The following is a 19,246-nucleotide window of genomic DNA, read 5'->3' as shown; positions in this document are numbered from 1 at the left end:
ATAAAATACTAAAGGGAGCATCATGCTCCCTTTTATTGTTTAACACGGTCGTTACTTTACTCGTGAGTAAACCAATATCCTCGATTGACGAAATCGCAAAGGATGTCGAGTGCTGTACCTGCATCACCTGAGTTATCAATATCATCCCAAATGATAACGTTTTGATCACACAGTGCATATATGAGCCCTTGCTGAGATTCTTCGACTGTAACAACGTCACCGTTTACATAAGCGGTGAGCGGGTTATTTTCGTGGTAATACGCTCGAAGACCGGAAACACGCTCAATAGCCCCACCTTCTTGTAAATAGCCCTGTAGCTCTTCAGGCGTCCATTTCTCCTCAGCAGAGACAATATCCAATTGATGGCGAGACTGGCTCACTAAGCAGCCAATGAACTTATCGAGTGTCGCTTCGTCGTTCAATGAGTTTTTAAGCATGGCTTTCAATTGATTGAGGTCTTTATCCTGAATGACCCCTTTTGTTTCTTGCGTTTCTTGAGCAGGGTTATGTAGATGGTGATCGCCCATATCATGAGCCAACACGTAATCCGCAAAATTGGAGAGAAGCTCCTGCTGCTTAGGAGAACGGTAACCGACAGAGTAACTCATAGAAGGTTCAAGTGCGTAGCCATCGTGTGGAAAGCCGGGTGGGATATAAAGAATGTCACCGGGTTCGAGCACGTCGTCGATTATCGGCTCAAACCCTTCAATTTGCCTAAGCACAGAGTGGCGACAAGTTTCTTTATATTGTCCTTCATCAAGCGCGCCAACACGCCAATGACGTTTCCCCAAACCTTGAACAATGAATACATCGTATTGGTCTATGTGAGGACCAACACCGCCACCTTGAACGGAGTAACTAATCATTAAGTCGTCAAACAACCAGTTTGGCATCGCATCGAATGCTTTAACAAGTTCAGCTGCTTCTGGGTGCCAATGATTGGCAGCTTGAACGATAAACGACCAGTTGGTTTCAGCCAGCTCCGCGAATTTTTCTTCAGGAAAAGGACCGTGTTCAGCTACCCAGTTGTCATCTAAATTGGAGACAAAGCGCGAATCAATTTCCTCTTCCATAGTTAAACCGGCTAATTCGTCCGGAGAAAGAGGGTCCGAAAAGTTAGAGAAACCACCTTTAATAATGGTTGGCTTTTTCTGCCAGTAATGAGTAAGAAATTCTTCTATTGAAAAGGAGAGCTGGTACATGGTGGATTCGCATCTTTAAAATTTGCCGACATTCTATACCTAAGTAACAGCATTAACTACACCCAAGTACCGTCAAGATGAAGAGCGGTAAGACAGAACAATCTTACCGCCAAAGGTATTTAGGGTCTGTTGACCTTTTGAGATGCTTTATTGGATTGAGTTGAAGAGGAAAAGTCGACGCTTTTCAGGTTACCTTTTTTCTGCTTTTGCTCTTTAGACGATTCTCGTTTTTTCAGGAGATACCTTGGCCGTTGTTTGGTCTCAATATATAACCGACCAACATATTCACCTATAATTCCTATTCCAATCAACTGGATACCACCAAGGAATACAATAGCGACAATCAATGTAGGGAAACCAGGGACAGGATTATCATTGATGAATTTATCTAAAATAATCCAACTGCCGTAACACAGAGACATAAAAGAAATAAAGAACCCGATGTAGCTCCATACTCTAAGCGGAAGAGTCGAGAAACTGGTTATCCCCTCTATGGCAAAGTTCCAAAGTTTCCAGCCGTTAAATTTAGATATACCGGCCGCTCGCTCATTTCGTGTGTATTCAACTATTTCAACTTTTCCACCAACCCATGAAAGAATACCTTTCATGAATAGGTTTCGTTCAGGGAGTTGTTTGATATGCTCGACGGTGTCGCGAGAAAGTAAGCGGAAGTCTCCGACGTTCTCTTGAATTTTTAAATCACTTATTCGGTTATGTATTTTATAGAACATCTCAGCGGTGTTTCTTTTTAATACACTGTCACTTGTTCTATCGACTCGTTTGGCGAGCACAACGTCTGCCCCTGCTTGCCATTTGTCGACCATTTCAGGGATTACGTCGATAGGGTCTTGGAGATCTACATCGATAGGAATGACGGCATCACCGGAAGCGTGCTCCAATCCAGCCATTAGTGCGGGTTCTTTGCCGAAGTTTCGAGTAAAGCTCAAAGAGATAACATTTTTATCGCTAACCGATAATGCTTCAATAATGCTTTCTGTAAGATCCGTACTTCCATCATTAATAAACAAAATTTCAATGTCATAGCGGTTAAGTTCGCTATTTTCTTTTACCGTTTTATAAAAGAGAGGAATGGCCTCTTCTTCATTAAAAACCGGAACTATCAAGGATATTTTAATGGTATCTCTCATCAACAAACCGAATAAGTTAATAATTAGATTTTAAACTAAGGCTTATTATGATGGGGTTTGGAGTAGCCTAAGTACATCGAAATTATGTAAGTAAAATTGTTAAGTTGAACAATGTCTCATTTAAATGTTCACTAGCTGAATCTTTCTCTACTTATTATAAATTAAGATCATTGTATTAATAATATTCTATTTAATTATATTCACTGAGTTGATAATTACTTTCATATCAGAAGTAATGATTTTTCGTATGTTATTTATTTAACTACTAATATAGTTTTCTCACTTTTATCGTGGTTTTTTATAAATAAATCATGCCTATATAGCGAAAAAGCTGCCCATTGGGCAGCTTCATATTTATAGTAATTAGCTCAATAAGAGGATGAGCCTATTGTTACCAAATGTAGCGGCGAGGGTTCGAGTTACCCCAAATTGTGTAGATTTCAGGAAAAATCATGTCAGTGTGCGTTTCTATCTCACCAATGGTTATACTATTTTCCCCTTGTGTACCAAACAGAATCACTTGTGAATTCTGGCGAATGCTGTGTACATCGGTTACGTCAACCATTGTTGTATTCATCGAAATCTTGCCCACTACTGGGACACGTTGACCGTTTATGATGACTTCTGCTTTGTTACCAAGGCTGCGGTTATAACCATCTGAATAACCAAGCGGTAGGTTGGCTAGAATGGTTTCGCGTTTTGTGACGAATGAACTGTCATACCCAACAGTGCTGCCAGCAGGCAGTCTATGCAAAGAAGCCACTTTTGTTTTGTAAGTAACGATAGAAGGGTACTCAGCATGTCCTGGAAGATCGCCATACAAAACGCCGCCTGGGCGCACCATATCAAACTGAGCTTCTGGTACGTTGAGTGACGTAAACGAGTTGGCAGCGTGTAGAGTAACATCCTCGCGATCAAGGTCAGAGTTCTCGATGATCCAAAGTGCGCTTTGCTCAAACTCAGCAGCTTTCTCTTTGATATAGTCCACTTCGTAGTTAGGGAAGTGAGTCATGATTCCTACGATTTCGACATTGTCAAAGTCCGTCATTTTCAACGCGTCGCGTTGCCCGCGTTGTGTAGACATATCTAAGCCGTTGCGACCCATTCCACCAGAATTCAGCGCGAGGTGAACATTAATTTCAGTATCAAAACGTTCTGCAATTCGTTCAATCTGACGGGCTTTAGAAACAGAGCCTACTAACTCCTCCACATCGTATTGAACCGCGTTAGCAATTTCTTTATTGCTTGCCGCACGTACACGAATTAATTGCCCATCAAAGCCAGATTCACGGACGATACGTGCTTCTTCATTACTTGCAATAGCAACACATGGAATGCCTTGGGCAAGGATAGTCGGCATTAGCCCTTGAATACCATTTCCGTAAGCGTCCGCTTTCATTACCGCACAAATGCTTGTACCTGCACTAACAAAAGTTCTGAACTGATTGATGTTGTCATTGAACTGAGACAGGCTTACTTCAAGCCACGCATTGCTGGTTTTGTATTCATTGCTGTATTCGCCTTCAATACCCGAAAGCAGTGGAGCACTTAGTGCTGGTGTTGAAATAGTGGTCGCGGTAGCAAAAGACAACGCTAAAAGGGTTAATTTAGTTTTCATGTTTTTTCTCCAAAGCAGCCCCCTCCCGAGTAAACGAGTGAATATAGGAGAGGGAAATTAAGTTGTAAGCTGGGCGAATTGAACGCCCAGTTTGAATCGGGTTACGTTGGGTCAATGGACCCAAGTAAAGAAAGAGTTACACCAGTCGGAATTTTGCCATTGACTGCTGTAGTGATTGAGACAGTTGCTCTAATTCAGCACATGATTGCGCGGTTTGAAGAGAGCCTTGTGCAACTTGTTCGGACGAGCTTTGCATGTTTTCAACGCGAACCGAAAGGTCACCAACTACCGCGGATTGCTGGCTACAAGCGCTGGCTATTTGGACACCCATATCAGAAATTTGAGTCACAGCATTCTGGATGTCACCCATAATATCTTGAACTTGATCACCCAGCCCTAAACACCTTGACGTGCTTTCTTGGCTGCCATCAGAAACTGTTTTAACTTTCTGAGTGCTGGCTTTAAATTCTTCAATGATCGTGCTGATTTCACCGGTAGAATCTTGTGTACGTCCAGCGAGTGAACGTACCTCTGAAGCAACAACTGCAAAGCCACGGCCACTCTCACCAGCGCGCGCTGCTTCGATTGCTGCATTAAGTGCAAGAAGATTCGTTTGCTCTGCGATATCTTGAATCACGTCGACAAAAATATGGATTTGTTGTGAGCGCTTTTCTAATTCAGCTACTGTTTCGCTTGAAAGGCGAATAGAGTCCGCGACTTCCATCATGGCATCGATCATCAGTTTCACTTGTTCGTTGCCATTCTTAGTCAGGTTCATCGCATCTTGTGTTTCTTGAGCTGATGTTTCTGTGTTTTTCGAAATATCATGAATGACAGATTCCATCTCTGTCATTGCAGATGATACTTGGTTGGTTTCTTTTTGTTGGTGTTGCATACCTTCCGCTGATTGACTTGAAATCATGTTCACTTCACCAGCAGAGTGGTTAACTTGAGAAACCGCAGAGGCAACTTGTTCAATTAGAGATTTAAGGTTGTTTTGCATGGATTCGACGGAAGTCGCTAGCTGGCCCAGTTCGTCTTTTCCGATGGCGTTGTGATCCAGTTTTTGCGAAAGATCACCGTCTGCGATGTCGTTAGCCAAGGTCGCGACAGCGGTAAGTGGACCACATATCACCTTAGTAAGAACAACGGTAACGATAAGCATGACAATAAGTGCCAGAGCGTTGCTTGTTAGGTTCTTCATCTCCAAGCCATCGATCTCAGAAAGAATCGTAGCTCTGTTACTCAACATTGCATCGTTCAGAATACGTTTCAATGTAGTGAAAGACCGGGACATTGACTCTGCTGTTGCTTGGTTATTGAGAACTAATTTTTGAGCTTGCAGGTTGTTATCGTCAACCAGTAACTCGTGGAATTGGTTGCTTTGCAGGATGTATTGATTCCAATCACTCATTAGTTGGTCAAACGTGTTCTGCTCTTCACCGGGCCAGACTGTTTTGCCGTAAGCTGCTAGGTTTTTTGATAGCTCTTTTTTCAGTAGCTCATTGCCTTGAATGTCGCTCAGAAGTTCCGCATGGTTATTATGAACCTTTAGCAGTTTGTACTGAGAAAGGCGCAATTCTAAGAAATCTTGTTGGAGTGACTCAACGGTCATGACCGCTGGTAGCGTGTCGTCTGCGTAGTTAAGCAGCTCGTTTTGAATGTGTTTTAAACCGTTCAGGAAAAAGACAGCAAAAATAATATTAATAACTGCAATCAAAGAAAATGACAAAGCAAGTTTTCTGCTGATTGCGAGATTTTTAAGAAACATAAATTCCTCTTTATTCTATGGCTCAGATTTGTGTTATGTATTTATTGTATTTCTATAACCATCCTTGATTTGGTGTGATTTATATCACAATAAATAATGTTTTGTACTGAATTTATATATTTAGTTACATTATTGAAAATGAGAATTCTTATAAAACAAATGGTTAACTTAATGCGCAACTATTCGTGTATGAAAAAAGAGCTATATGATCAAAAATTGAGCTTTTAATGGAATGTAATTAAATTAATTATATATATGGCTCAAATGTGAGACTTTAAGTGATAGGGAAGGTAGGGGTTAATGCGGGTTTTATATCGATTATCGGATGAATATAAAAGCTCGGTGAGTTCTGTAGGCAGAAAAAAACCAGCGAAGATTAACTCGCTGGTTTTGATATTCTTAGTATTATCTAAGTTATAGTTTGTCTGTTAACTCAATTGCTTGACCAATGTAGTTAGCAGGTGTCATTTCTTTCAAGCGTGCTTTTTCGCTTTCAGGAAGCTCTAAGCCATCGATAAAGTTACGCATTGCTTCACCGTCGATACGCTTACCACGAGTGAGTTCCTTTAACTTCTCGTAAGGCTTTTCGATGCCGTAGCGGCGCATTACCGTTTGTACTGGCTCTGCCAATACTTCCCAGTTTTGATCAAGCTCTGCTAGTAATGCTTCACGGTTTACTTCTAACTTGCTAATGCCTTTTAGAGTCGACGTATAAGCAATGATTGCGTAACCCACGCCAACACCCAAGTTACGAAGTACAGTCGAATCTGTTAGATCACGCTGCCAACGAGAGATAGGCAGTTTCTGAGCTAGGTGATTGAATACTGCATTTGCTAGACCCAAGTTACCTTCAGAGTTTTCGAAGTCGATTGGGTTAACTTTGTGCGGCATCGTTGAAGATCCAATCTCACCAGCAATAGTCTTCTGCTTGAAGTGACCCAGTGCAATGTAGCCCCATACGTCGCGATCGAAATCGATCAGAATAGTATTGAAACGAGCGATTGCATCAAATAACTCTGCAATGTAATCGTGCGGCTCGATCTGCGTAGTGTATGGGTTCCACGTCACATCTAAAGATTCAGTGATGAACTCTTCACTAAACTTGTGCCAGTCCAGTTCTGGGTAGGCAGAAAGGTGCGCGTTGTAGTTACCTACTGCGCCGTTGATTTTAGCCAAGATTTCAACATTGGCGATTTGCTTGTATTGACGCTCCATGCGGTAAGCAACGTTCGCCATTTCTTTACCCATCGTTGATGGGGATGCTGGCTGACCGTGCGTACGAGAAAGAAGAGGAATGTCGCGGTACTCTTCAGCAAGGGCTTTAATCGCATCAATGATGTTTTTAATTTCAGGAAGGATAACAGTTTCACGCGCTTCTTTAAGCATTAGAGCATGGGAAGTGTTGTTAATGTCTTCTGAAGTACAAGCGAAATGAATGAATTCATTTACTGCATGAAGCTCTGGTACACCTGCAACTTTTTCTTTCAGGAAGTATTCAACAGCTTTAACGTCGTGGTTAGTTGTGCGCTCAATTTCTTTGATGCGTGCAGCGTCTTCTTCGCTGAAGTTTTCTGCTAGCTCGTCCAAGAATTTATTTGCTTCAGCGCTGAATGCAGGGACTTCTGCAATAGCATCTGTTGCTGCAAGCTTCTGTAACCAACGGATTTCAACGATTGAACGATACTTTAGGAGGCCATACTCACTAAAGATACTGCGTAACGCAATCGTTTTACTTCCGTAGCGGCCGTCTACCGGTGAAACAGCAGTCAATGCTGACAGTTCCATGTTATTCTCCTGAATATCTGAGTGATTTGTTAAGTTAGATTCGTGCCAGCAAAATTTGGGCTTGCTCGAGCATGCTCTTGCGACCAAAAATTAAGTGGCGACGCTTACCGCCTGTTTGACGCCAAAGTACGGCACATCGAATGCCTGAAAGCAACAGAGCACGGACTTTGTGTTGGTTGGCGGTTTGCTGTAATACTGAAGGGGTGCCAGTAACTTGAATACGAGGACCAATCGGGCTGACTACATCCAAGTAAATGCTGGCGAGATTACTGATCATGTTGTCATCGAACAGATCAAAATGTTCGGTTTGGCGTTGAGCCATTTGAATGCGATCGCCCAATTGAGATAAGGCGTCACGGCGGGCACTTAGCTTACGCTCCAGTGCCATCAAAGAGATCAGATAGCGAGTCACTTCACTGCCAGCAGGCGTGCTGTCGATGCCTTTTTCTAGGCATTCCAACCCGATCTTTAGGTTTGATTCATCCCCGAATACTTCAATCGTGTTGTTAGGGGTGGTGTTCAAAATGGCTTTAATAGAGGTTTCAAACGCGTCTTTATCACAGTGACCTTCTTTCGCGATATCTTGCATCAGCGCTACTGCTTGGCACATGCCAGCAAAAGCGATGGTACGGTCATAAAGTGTATTAGCCACGTAAGTGCTCCTTAATTATCAAATACGTTTTTCTATGATGCCGCCGCCCAAACAGACTTCGCCTAAATAAAAGACAGCCGATTGTCCAGGTGTTACAGCAACTTGCGGTTCATCAAAAATGACTTTTATGGTTTCGTCATTAACCGGGATGATAGTACAAGGAATATCTTGTTGGCGATAGCGCGTTTTCACCGTACAGGACATTGGTTGTTTGATCACTTCGCGATCGACCCAATGAAGCTGTGACGCCATTAACCCAGTGGATTTGAGAAGTGGGTGATCAGCGCCTTGAACCGCAATGAGTACATTACGTTTTAGATCTTTCTCTGCAACATACCAAGGGTCTTCGTTTCCACCGCCGCCTTTTTGTCCACCAATATGCAAGCCTTTACGCTGCCCTAAAGTATGGTACATCAAGCCTTGGTGCTCACCAATAACGCGTCCTTCAGGTGTTTCAATTTTACCAGGCTGCGCAGGTAAGTATCGAGAGAGGAAGTCGGTGAACTTACGTTCGCCTATAAAACAAATACCGGTCGAGTCTTTTTTCTTAGCAGTGATCAAGTCTTGCTCTTCTGCAATACGTCGTACTTCAGGCTTCTCTAGTTCGCCTACAGGAAACAGGCTACGAGAAATTTGTTCTGAGCTTAATGTATAAAGGAAGTAGCTTTGGTCTTTGTTGCCATCCAAGCCTCGAAGCATCTTCGGCTGTTCGCCTTCTGCTGTAGGGAAGGTACGACGAACATAGTGACCCATGGCAATGTAGTCCGCTTCCAGAACCTCATCGGCAAATTCTAGAAATGCTTTGAACTTGATTTCTTTGTTGCAGAGAATATCTGGATTGGGAGTGCGCCCGGCTTTGTATTCTGCTAAGAAGTACTCGAAAACGTTATCCCAGTACTCCGCAGCAAAGTTGATAGTGTGTAGGTGGATACCCAATTTGTCACAAACAGCTTGTGCGTCTGCCAAGTCTTCCGCTGCGGTGCAGTATTCCTCATTATCGTCTTCTTCCCAATTCTTCATAAACAGGCCTTCAACTTGGTAGCCTTGTTGCTTCAGAAGGTAGGCGGAAACAGAGGAGTCAACACCGCCGGACATACCGACGATCACTTTCTTTTGGCTGTTATCTGACATTGTTTTTACCACATAAATTACTTGGGGGCAGATTCTAACAGAAAGAATTTGCTGGATACAGATCCGAGAGTTAAATCACAAAAAGCAATGGGTGTACTTGCTGAAATCTTCATCAATATCTCGAAATGGCGACCTATACGGAGACGTACTTCCATTCACCTGGTTGTAAGTCGCCTACGTTCCAATCTCCCATGGAATAACGGATCAAGCGAAGAGTAGGGAAGCCTATATTGGCTGTCATACGGCGTACTTGACGATTTCTGCCTTCTACAATGGTAATGGCAAGCCAAGTCGTTGGAATAGAGGCGCGAAAGCGAACGGGTGGGTGGCGTTCCCATACATTGGGCTCAGGCATGATGTCTACTTGTGCGGGCAATGTCATGCCATCTTTCAATTCGACACCTTTTCTTAGCTTTTCGAGATCTTCCTCTGCTGGCGAGCCTTCGACCTGAACCCAATAGGTTTTAGGGGATTTTGATTTTGGCTGCGTCAATCGGGCTTGCAAGATTCCGTCGTTAGTAAGCACCATAAGGCCCTCACTGTCTCTGTCTAGCCTACCTGCCGCATACACTTCCTTTACTGATATATAGTCCGCTAGCGTTTTTCTTCCTTCGCCATCTGTAAATTGGCTTAGCGTGTCAAACGGTTTATTAAACAGAAGTACCTTACGTTCTTCTGCGGACACACTGTTGGGTTTATGAGGTGTTTTTTGTGATTTTTTTGATCGAACTTTGGCATTTGTTTTAAAAGATGCTGTGCGAGAAGCACCAGAACTCTTTGATTTTACGCTGCGAGAGCGAAAAGACATGTTAACTACCTTGCAAAAATGTAAACGAACTGTGGGTGAAAGTTTAACTTCATTTGTGATTAGGCTATGATTTGCGCGCCAAAAAACAGGAATCACGAACTGAATGATAGACTAAACAATCAGAGTTGTTTAGTTTTACGTGAGTACGGTATCCGCTACAGGATACAGACGCTACACCCTTTCCATTATTACGATAAATGAGGATGTGTACGTGATACCAAACCAGTGCTTTCTGTTTGGTCAGAATTACCGGTACAGGTAATCGGTTGAACTAGAATAGAAACACTATAGAGTCAATGACTCTTAAAGGAGTTTGGGAAAACAATCGCGGTCAGCCATAGGAGGATGTAGTACGGACTGACTGGCGATACATTCATGCAGACCTATTTCTCATCCAATAGAGACTGTCAGATATATAGGGAAATTTCATGCCAACAACTAAGCCTACTATAATTTATACAATCACTGATGAAGCGCCCGCTTTGGCAACTTATTCGCTACTGCCTATTATCCGCGCGTTTACTTCATCATCTGATATCAACGTCGAAACAAGAGATATCTCACTAGCAGGGCGCATTATTGCTAACTTCCCTGATTACTTAACGGAAGAGCAACGTATCGGCGATGCTCTAACTGAGCTAGGTGAGCTGGCAAAAACGCCTGAAGCGAACATCATTAAACTGCCTAACATTTCCGCATCGGTACCTCAGTTACAAGCCGCGGTTAAAGAGCTTCAAAGCAAAGGCTACGCACTTCCAAATTACCCGGAAGAGCCAAAAACAGACGAAGAAGCAGCCGTTAAAGCGGTCTATGACAAAATCAAAGGCAGCGCCGTTAACCCAGTTCTACGTGAAGGTAACTCTGACCGTCGTGCGCCTGCTTCTGTTAAAAATTACGCAAAGAAAAACCCGCATTCAATGGGCGCTTGGAGTGCAGACTCTCAATCTCACGTTGCTAGCATGAGCGACAGCGATTTCTTTGGTAGCGAAAAATCAGTCACTATTGATGGTGCAACGAGCGTACGTATTGAATTCGTTGGCGCTAACGGTGACATCGATGTACTAAAAAGTGAATTTCCTTTGCAAGACAAGGAAATCATTGATGCTTCTGTAATGAACAAAGCGGCATTGGTTTCGTTCTTCGAGAAAGAAATTGAAGAAGCAAAAGAGCAAGACGTTCTACTTTCTCTTCATATGAAAGCAACCATGATGAAGGTTTCGGATCCGATCATCTTTGGTCACGCTGTTCGCGTTTACTACAAAGACGTTTTCGAAAAATACCAAGAAGTGTTTGAACAGATTGGTGTTGATGTAAATAACGGTATTGGCGATGTGTACGCGAAAATCACGTCACTACCAGAAGCGCAACAAGAAGAAATTAAAGCAGCGCTGCAAGCGGTCTATGCGACTCGCCCAGCCCTTGCAATGGTTGACTCTGACCGCGGCATTACCAACCTACATGTACCAAGTGATGTGATTGTTGATGCTTCTATGCCAGCAATGCTTCGTTCTTCTGGTCAAATGTGGGGACCAGATGGCAAGCTAAAAGACACGAAAGCGATGATCCCAGATCGTAGCTACGCAAGTGTTTACCAAGCCGTTATTGATTTCTGTAAAGAAAATGGTGCTTTCGACCCAACAACAATGGGCAGCGTGCCAAATGTTGGTTTGATGGCGCAAAAAGCGGAAGAGTATGGTTCGCACGATAAAACATTTGTTCAGAAAGCATCAGGTCAAGTACGTGTTGTTGATACGGCAGGTAACGTGCTAATTGAACAGGATGTTGAAGAAGGCGACATCTTCCGTATGTGTCAGGTGAAAGATGCACCGATTCAAGATTGGGTGAAATTGGCGGTTAACCGTGCTCGTGCTACTGGTGTTCCTGCTGTTTTCTGGCTTGATGAGAACCGTGCTCACGATGCGCAGCTAATCAAGAAAGTTAATGCTTACCTACCTGAACACGATACTTCTGGTTTAGAAATTAAGATCCTAGCCCCACTTGAAGCGACTCAATTCTCTTTGGTTCGTATTAAAGACGGTCTAGATACTATTTCTGTAACGGGTAACGTACTTCGTGATTACCTAACTGACTTGTTCCCAATTTTAGAGCTGGGTACTTCTGCAAAAATGTTGTCTATTGTTCCGTTGATGAACGGCGGTGGTCTATTTGAAACAGGCGCTGGTGGTTCTGCACCTAAGCACGTTCAACAAGTAGAAAAAGAAAACCACCTACGTTGGGATTCATTAGGCGAATTCCTTGCACTAGCAGCATCTCTTGAGCACTTGAGCACGGTAGCGGACAACAAGAAAGCACAAGTTCTTGCTGATGCTCTGGATAAGGCAACAGGAGAGTTCCTAGACAAGAACAAATCACCTTCACGTAAAGTGGGTGAGCTAGATAACCGTGGTAGCCATTTCTACCTAGCGTCATACTGGGCGAAAGCATTGGCTGAACAGTCAGACGATGTAGAGTTGTCTGCGCAATTTGGTCCTATTGCGAAGCAAATGGCTGAAGGCGAAGAAACGATCGTTAAGCAACTTAACGATGCCCAAGGCGTTGCGGGTGAGCTTGGTGGATATTTTGCACCTGTCGATGCGAAAGCATCTGTACTAATGCGTCCGAGCGAATTGTTGAACAGCATTGTTGACGCAGTATAAGGCGAAGAGATAGAGAGGCTGTAATCCGATGTATTGCAGCCATTTATTTAAAGCTTTTCTCCAAACTCCGTTTAACGTTGTTTGGGTATAAAAACAAAGAAACCCGCGTAAGCGGGTTTCTTATACTCCGAATTTCGATTATTTGGCAGGTTCGCCTTCAATTGGAATTACAGAGCTCGCATGGAAGCCTTTTGGACCCTGCTCAACTTCGTAGTTGACTGGTTGTCCAGCTTTAAGAGTACGGTATCCGTCCATTTTTATTGTTGAGTAGTGTGCGAAAATATCGCCCTCTTCTCCTTCCGGACAGATAAACCCAAATCCTTTGGCGTTATTAAACCACTTCACTGTACCTGTAGCCATGCTATACATCCCTCATGCATTTTTTAGTAACTGATGTTGTTTACGTCGACGCAGCTGTATCTATCAATATTGTTGCATCATACTGCTATGGCTATCAATTCAGCAATTGCTAAAATTTTAGCCACCAAGAACACAATTTAGTCAATGAATGAGCTCAGTCAATAGTTTGCAGTAATAAAATCTAACAATTTGACAAAGATTTCATTTTTGAGATTAACAAAATTATAACTAGAGTGCATATTGACAATAATGTTGTTGTGGATATTTAAAGTGATATTTTCCTCAATAAAAAATCTCTCTAAAGTTTGAATAACTCCAATAGCAATGTTTTATTTGCAGGGATACAATTGGTGCATTAGTCTTAAGTAGAGGGTGAAATTTGAGTAACATCCTTGAGTCTCAATCCTCCTAAAAACCGACAAAAAAATGAGCAAGCAATATCAATGGGTCACTCCAGACTCGGATTTACTGGAGAAAGAAAAAACACAAGTAAAACCACCGGCTATGTACAACGTTATTCTCAACAATGACGATTACACGCCAATGGATTTTGTGATTGAAATACTCGAACGTTTCTTTTCAATGGATATAGAAAAAGCAACACAAGTGATGCTCAAAGTGCATTACGATGGGAAAGCAATTTGTGGCACTTACACTGCCGAAGTTGCGGAAACAAAGGTGGCGCAAGTCACTGTGCACTCGAAAGAGAATGAGCATCCGCTGTTATGTACAATGGAGCAGGCATAAAGCTTGCTTGAGCAACATAGGTTGTTCTTTTGGGGAGGTACTTATGCTAAATAAAGAACTAGAGTCGAGCCTTAATAGTGCTTTTGCTCGTGCGAGAGACAAACGACATGAATTCATGACCGTTGAACATCTGCTCCTCGCGCTACTCGACAACGACGCTGCAAAAGAAGCACTAAAAGCATGCCAAGCTGATCTGGACGTTCTTCGCCAGGAGCTTGATACATTTATCGATCAAACAACACCTCTCATTCCAGAAAACGATGAGACAAGAGAAACTCAACCTACTCTAAGTTTTCAACGCGTATTGCAACGTGCTGTTTTCCACGTCCAGTCTTCAGGGCGTAGTGAAGTAACGGGTGCGAATGTATTGGTTGCTATCTTTAGCGAGCAAGAGTCTCACGCGGCTTATCTACTCAAGAAAAATGACATTAGCCGCTTAGATATCGTTAACTACATTTCGCATGGAATCAGTAAATCACCGCAAAATAACGGTGAAGAAGATTCGTCTTCTAATGTATTTGGTGAAGAGTCTTCATCGGAAGATGGCAACTCTGAAGAACGATTAGAGAACTTTGCAACTAATCTAAATCAGATTGCAAAACAAGGGCATATCGATCCGCTTATTGGTCGAGATAAAGAACTTGAGCGTACGATACAAGTACTTTGCCGACGCCGTAAAAATAACCCACTGCTGGTTGGTGAGGCGGGCGTAGGTAAAACGGCAATTGCTGAAGGGCTGGCTTGGAGAATCGTAGAAGGTCAAGTACCAGAAGTGATCAAAGACAGCGTTATCTACTCTTTGGATATCGGCTCTTTACTTGCTGGTACTAAGTACCGCGGTGACTTTGAAAAACGCTTCAAAGCAATACTTAAGCAATTAGAAAAAGAAGAAGATGCGATTCTGTTTATCGATGAGATTCACACTATCATCGGGGCAGGTGCCGCTTCAGGTGGGCAAGTTGATGCCGCTAATTTGATCAAACCACTTCTTAGCAGCGGCAAGCTTCGTTGCATCGGTTCCACAACGTATCAAGAATACAGCAATATTTTTGAAAAAGAGCGTGCGCTTTCACGCCGATTCCAGAAGATCGATATCGTAGAACCTTCGTTGGACGATACGACTAAGATTTTGATTGGTCTTAAGCCTAAATACGAAGCTCACCATGAAGTTCGCTACACCAAGCAGGCTTTACGTGCTGCGGTAGAACTTTCAGCGAAATACATCAATGAGCGTCATTTGCCCGATAAAGCAATAGACGTAATTGATGAGGCAGGTGCGCGCAGTCGTCTGGCTCCGGCAAGTCGCCGTAAGAAGACGGTGGGTGTTTCCGATATTGAGAATATGGTTGCCAAAATGGCTCGCATTCCGGAAAAATCCGTTTCTTCTTCAGACAAAGATATCCTGCTGAATCTTGATGAAAAAATGAAGATGTTGGTGTTTGGTCAAGATCCAGCAATCGAAGTATTGAGCGAAGCAATCAAGCTTACTCGAGCAGGATTAGGCGCGGATAACAAACCTGTTGGTTCGTTCTTGTTCGCTGGTCCTACTGGTGTTGGTAAAACTGAAGTAACGGTTCAGCTTTCCAAACTATTGGGCGTTGAGTTGTTGCGCTTTGATATGTCTGAGTACGGTGAACGTCATTCTGTGAGCCGATTGATTGGTGCACCTCCTGGTTACGTCGGTTATGACCAAGGTGGCTTGTTGACTGATGCTGTGATTAAACATCCTCACTCAGTTGTATTGCTTGATGAGATTGAAAAAGCACACCCAGATATCTTTAACCTGCTGCTGCAAGTTATGGATAACGGTACGCTAACAGACAACAATGGACGCAAAGCGGATTTCCGTAATGTGATTCTGGTTATGACAACCAACGCTGGCGTTGCCGAGACGGTTAAGAAGTCTATCGGCTTGATTCAGCAAGATCATAGCCATGATGCAATGGGTGAAATTAAGAAAGTATTCACTCCTGAGTTCCGTAACCGTTTGGATAACATCATTTGGTTTAACAGCCTAGATGAAAGTGTGATTCACCAAGTCGTCGATAAGTTTATTGTTGAGCTTCAAGCGCAGCTTGATTCACGTGGTGTTTCCATGGAAGTGTCAGAAGATGCTCGTCACTGGTTAGCACACAAAGGCTACGACAAAACCATGGGTGCAAGACCTATGGCTAGGGTGATTCAAGAGAACCTCAAGAAGCCGCTTGCCAATGAGTTGCTGTTTGGCTCGTTAGTTGATGGGGGAACCGTTAAGGTAACTCTAAAAGATGACGAGTTGGTGTTCCATTATGAGAACAAGAAAGAAGCAGTTCCTCATTAATTGAACGAAAATTGTTAACTCTAAATGCGCCTGTAAGGGCGCATTTTTTATTCCCCAATCCTTTCTGCTTTTCTTTCCTCCTCGTTGCGTTTTTTAAACCTTCTCCCATTGTTTAAAAACTTCATGCGTCTTTAATCCAACCTTTATGTTTTTTATGTAACGCTTGAGGTAACGATAAGAAAAATAAGGAATTCCTTATGCGTTGGCTTTACATATGTATGATGGGTTTTGTTCTTGCCGCTTGCGGTGGAAATAAAACACAGGTGGTTTTGGCTCCAGAAAATTTCTCAGGCATCGTTGAAAGAATCAAAAACAACCAAGCAAACAGCATCCACGCCTTAGTGGTTTGGCAGGACAATGAAAAGCTGGTTGAAATTTTTCGAGAGGGTGGAGGGCGATATGGTCATATTCAGACTTCAAATATGCCAGTTGGTCGTGATGCGCTCCACAATGTTCATTCGGTGACAAAATCATTTGTCGCAACGCTCATTTTCATGGCTATTGATGAGGGGCGGTTAGCCAGTCTCGATGTCCCTGTTTTTAGTTTATTTCCTGAATACCAAAACAAAGATACGCAAGAAAAAATGGCGATAACGGTGAGGCATGTACTCAATATGTCTACGGGTTACGCACTTAATGAACACGCGATGCCTTACGGTATTGGAAACCCATTTCAGAGGCACTATGCAGCAAAAGATTTGAAAGAAATGTTTCTGAATACGACGTTACGGTTTGAGCCAGGAAGTCAATTCTGTTACAGCGGGCTATCTACGATTGGGCTTTCAAAAGTGATAGAGCGTATCTACGATAAGCCATTTGCGACGGTTATGCGCGAGAAGCTATTTGAACCACTTGGGATCAGCAATTATCGGTGGATCAATCAATTGGGCTCAGGAGAGCCGGGAGCGGATTGGGGGTTGATGACTGACAGCGAATCCATGGGCAAATTTGGACTGATGTTGCTAAATAATGGTCAATGGGAAGGCAAACAAATTATTGACTCTGAATGGGTTCAGTTGATCAAAAAGAGCGAGTTTAATCGAGGTGTCTTAGGTTATGGAATGCATTTTTGGCAGCTGCCCCAACATTCATCGGCTTATGCTGCAATGGGGCATGGAGAGCAATACATCATTGTTATACCTAGTAAAAGGGCCGTTATTGTTACCACGGGGGGCAATTACAACCGAAGCCATCAAATTCTCGACTTAGCGCAGCAGGTTTCCCAATTGTTATGACTTGGATTTCCTGGTGGCAAACGCAAAAAACGGAGCATAGTGCTCCGTTTTTTGTGTGTCTCGAAAATTAACGAGCGCGGAAGACGATACGGCCTTTAGACAAGTCGTATGGAGTCATCTCAACAGTTACTTTGTCACCTGTAAGAATACGGATGTAGTTCTTACGCATTTTACCGGAGATGTGTGCAGTTACTACGTGACCGTTTTCAAGTTCAACACGGAACATAGTGTTAGGAAGAGTGTCAAGAACCGTGCCTTGCATCTCAATTACGTCTTCTTTGGCCATTTAATCCTCTTTAGAAATTTGGCTGAAATTTTCAACGAACGAATTTTGCCGTTAAAACAATAAAAAGTAAAGTTGCGGCGTATTCTACCCCTGCCACCGATGATTTACTAGCCTTTGATGAGGATGAAAGCGCACTTTGTAGTTCATAGCCTGACATTCGTCGATTTGATAGCCTAAATACAGCCATTGCTTACCGCTTTTTTGACAGTATTCCAACTGAAGGAGCACGCATAATGTGCCAAGAGACAGTTCAGAGTGGGGGTTATAAAAGGTGTAAAAAGCGGAAGCACAGTTAGACATCACGTCGGTTACAGCGACCCCTATCAATTTACCCTCTTCGTAGACATGTAAGAATTGAGTATTGAGCCACTCATTTTGTGCGAAATCAGAAAAATCCTGTTTCTTAGGAGGGTACATGCTTCCTTCGCGATGGCGCTCAATAATGTACTGTTCATACACATTAAACCACTCTTCATCGAGCGAGTTCTTCATCTTCCACTCGACGTTTTTCGCCTTGTTTAATAGCCGTTTCTGGCTTTTGGATGGTTTGAAATCTGAGACTGCGACTCTGAGTGATTGGCAGGCATTGCATTGATCACACTGAGGTTTGTAGATGGCATTCCCACTTCGGCGAAACCCATTGGCCATAAGGAGCTCATAACCGGAGCAAGTGTGCAATACGTCATCTAAAACTACGGCAACGCGTTCCTGATGCTCGTCTAAATAGCTGCAATCATGGGACTCTGTCATCCCAATGCGGATTAGAGTTTGATCTTTCTGATTCACGACAACTCCCCTGAAATCGGACTTTCAAGTATTTGGGGTTGGTAGCATTGCTTAGATACGTTTTTTGTTTTTAGAATTTCCAACATATCAATAAAATCAGCTCGGCTACATTCAGCAGCCCCCAAAGATTGCAAATGCGCGTTCATTAGCTGGCAATCAATCAACGCTCCTCCATTACGTTGAAAATGTTGGCAAAAATGCCAGAGAGCCACTTTTGATGCATTTGGCTGTATGCTAAACATAGACTCTCCGCAAAAGACTTGTCCAATTTCCACCCCATATAATCCACCCACAATCTGACCTTTGAGCCAAACTTCCACGGAATGAACATGACCCAGTGACGCAAGACGTTTGTAGGCATCTCTCATTTCTTCAACTAGCCAAGTCTCTTCAGGTGACCTTGTTTCTGCGCACAAGGTAATCACCTCTCTGGTCGCTTTGTTTATGGAAACTTCATAGCCCGATTTGCGAAAATATTTTTTGAGACTTTTCGCTGGTTTGAATGTCTTAGGATCGAAGGTTGCACGAATGCTAGGGCTCCACCACAAAATAGGTTCATTGTGGCTATACCAAGGAAAAATGCCTTGCTGGTATGCTGAAAGTAGTCGGTCGGGATGAAGGTCTCCCCCCATTGCCATCAAGCCATCAGGGTTGTCCAATGCTTCTTTGGTTGAGGGAAAGCTTTGTCGATCGGTGCTAAGTTCAGGTAGAAAAATCTTCATATCAACTATTTTGGCAGA

The 19,246-nt window shown here is 43.1% G+C and carries 16 protein-coding genes; 4 read left to right on the top strand and 12 right to left on the bottom strand.

The genetic code is table 11. The features are described 5' to 3' along the window. Positions 1–56: 56 nt before the first annotated feature. From Q8W40_RS00785 to Q8W40_RS00750, 8 genes are all read right to left on the bottom strand, one after another. On the bottom strand, positions 57–1,202 hold the full coding sequence (locus tag Q8W40_RS00785; protein ID WP_305395460.1) for a cupin domain-containing protein: 1,146 nt from the start codon (positions 1,200–1,202) through the stop codon (positions 57–59). A gap of 119 nt (positions 1,203–1,321) precedes the next feature. Continuing rightward, positions 1,322–2,350, bottom strand: coding sequence for a glycosyltransferase family 2 protein (locus Q8W40_RS00780; protein WP_305395459.1), 1,029 nt, complete (start codon positions 2,348–2,350; stop codon positions 1,322–1,324). A 391-nt stretch (positions 2,351–2,741) separates the two neighbouring features. Continuing rightward, on the bottom strand, positions 2,742–3,968 hold the full coding sequence (alr, locus tag Q8W40_RS00775) for an alanine racemase (RefSeq protein WP_305395458.1): 1,227 nt from the start codon (positions 3,966–3,968) through the stop codon (positions 2,742–2,744). Between the two features lie 136 nt (positions 3,969–4,104). Beyond that, on the bottom strand, positions 4,105–5,739 hold the full coding sequence (locus tag Q8W40_RS00770; RefSeq protein WP_305395457.1) for a methyl-accepting chemotaxis protein: 1,635 nt from the start codon (positions 5,737–5,739) through the stop codon (positions 4,105–4,107). 414 nt (positions 5,740–6,153) lie between these two features. Further along, entirely contained in the window at positions 6,154–7,524 is a 1,371-nt protein-coding gene (gene purB, locus Q8W40_RS00765; RefSeq protein WP_305395456.1) for an adenylosuccinate lyase, read from the bottom strand. A 34-nt stretch (positions 7,525–7,558) separates the two neighbouring features. Next, positions 7,559–8,176 (bottom strand): high frequency lysogenization protein HflD, encoded by a 618-nt coding sequence (gene hflD, locus Q8W40_RS00760; RefSeq protein WP_101112282.1) that lies wholly within the window; start codon positions 8,174–8,176, stop codon positions 7,559–7,561. An 18-nt stretch (positions 8,177–8,194) separates the two neighbouring features. Continuing rightward, the gene (gene mnmA, locus Q8W40_RS00755; RefSeq protein WP_305395455.1) at positions 8,195–9,307 is read right to left on the bottom strand and encodes a tRNA 2-thiouridine(34) synthase MnmA; all 1,113 of its coding nucleotides are present in this window, start codon (positions 9,305–9,307) and stop codon (positions 8,195–8,197) included. Positions 9,308–9,440: 133 nt separating this feature from the next. Continuing rightward, a complete protein-coding gene (locus Q8W40_RS00750) occupies positions 9,441–10,115 on the bottom strand; it encodes a pseudouridine synthase (protein ID WP_305395454.1) in 675 nt (224 codons plus the stop codon). Positions 10,116–10,543: 428 nt separating this feature from the next. Between Q8W40_RS00750 and Q8W40_RS00745 the strand changes: the two genes are divergently transcribed. Beyond that, positions 10,544–12,772 carry an NADP-dependent isocitrate dehydrogenase gene (locus Q8W40_RS00745; RefSeq protein ID WP_305395453.1) on the top strand — a complete coding sequence of 743 codons (2,229 nt, stop codon included), beginning with the start codon at positions 10,544–10,546 and terminating at the stop codon, positions 12,770–12,772. 138 nt (positions 12,773–12,910) lie between these two features. On the opposite strand, the gene cspD is transcribed toward Q8W40_RS00745, so the two are convergent. Continuing rightward, positions 12,911–13,132 carry a cold shock domain-containing protein CspD gene (gene cspD / locus Q8W40_RS00740; RefSeq protein WP_167404702.1) on the bottom strand — a complete coding sequence of 74 codons (222 nt, stop codon included), beginning with the start codon at positions 13,130–13,132 and terminating at the stop codon, positions 12,911–12,913. A gap of 426 nt (positions 13,133–13,558) precedes the next feature. Between cspD and clpS the strand changes: the two genes are divergently transcribed. From clpS to Q8W40_RS00725, 3 genes are all read left to right on the top strand, one after another. Continuing rightward, positions 13,559–13,879 carry an ATP-dependent Clp protease adapter ClpS gene (gene clpS, locus Q8W40_RS00735; protein ID WP_101112287.1) on the top strand — a complete coding sequence of 107 codons (321 nt, stop codon included), beginning with the start codon at positions 13,559–13,561 and terminating at the stop codon, positions 13,877–13,879. Between the two features lie 43 nt (positions 13,880–13,922). Then, positions 13,923–16,199 (top strand): ATP-dependent Clp protease ATP-binding subunit ClpA, encoded by a 2,277-nt coding sequence (gene clpA / locus Q8W40_RS00730; protein WP_101112288.1) that lies wholly within the window; start codon positions 13,923–13,925, stop codon positions 16,197–16,199. 197 nt (positions 16,200–16,396) lie between these two features. Beyond that, positions 16,397–17,434 carry a serine hydrolase domain-containing protein gene (locus Q8W40_RS00725; protein ID WP_305395452.1) on the top strand — a complete coding sequence of 346 codons (1,038 nt, stop codon included), beginning with the start codon at positions 16,397–16,399 and terminating at the stop codon, positions 17,432–17,434. Between the two features lie 67 nt (positions 17,435–17,501). Here Q8W40_RS00725 and infA read toward each other — a convergent pair whose 3' ends face one another. The 3 genes from infA to aat all read right to left on the bottom strand — a co-directional run bounded on the left by infA (position 17,502) and on the right by aat (position 19,228). Further along, positions 17,502–17,720: a translation initiation factor IF-1 gene (gene infA, locus Q8W40_RS00720; RefSeq protein ID WP_001040192.1), complete on the bottom strand. Its 219-nt coding sequence runs from the start codon at positions 17,718–17,720 to the stop codon at positions 17,502–17,504. 84 nt (positions 17,721–17,804) lie between these two features. Next, positions 17,805–18,506 (bottom strand): arginyltransferase, encoded by a 702-nt coding sequence (locus tag Q8W40_RS00715; RefSeq protein WP_126605997.1) that lies wholly within the window; start codon positions 18,504–18,506, stop codon positions 17,805–17,807. Further along, positions 18,503–19,228, bottom strand: coding sequence for a leucyl/phenylalanyl-tRNA--protein transferase (aat, locus tag Q8W40_RS00710; RefSeq protein WP_305395451.1), 726 nt, complete (start codon positions 19,226–19,228; stop codon positions 18,503–18,505). Before aat ends, Q8W40_RS00715 begins: the two co-directional genes overlap by 4 nt. Positions 19,229–19,246 lie beyond the last annotated feature (18 nt).

Origin of the sequence: Vibrio penaeicida (genome assembly GCF_030689305.1) — a bacterium.
Lineage (GTDB): Bacteria > Pseudomonadota > Gammaproteobacteria > Enterobacterales > Vibrionaceae > Vibrio > Vibrio penaeicida_B.
This window is presented reverse-complemented; position numbering and strand designations above follow the sequence as displayed.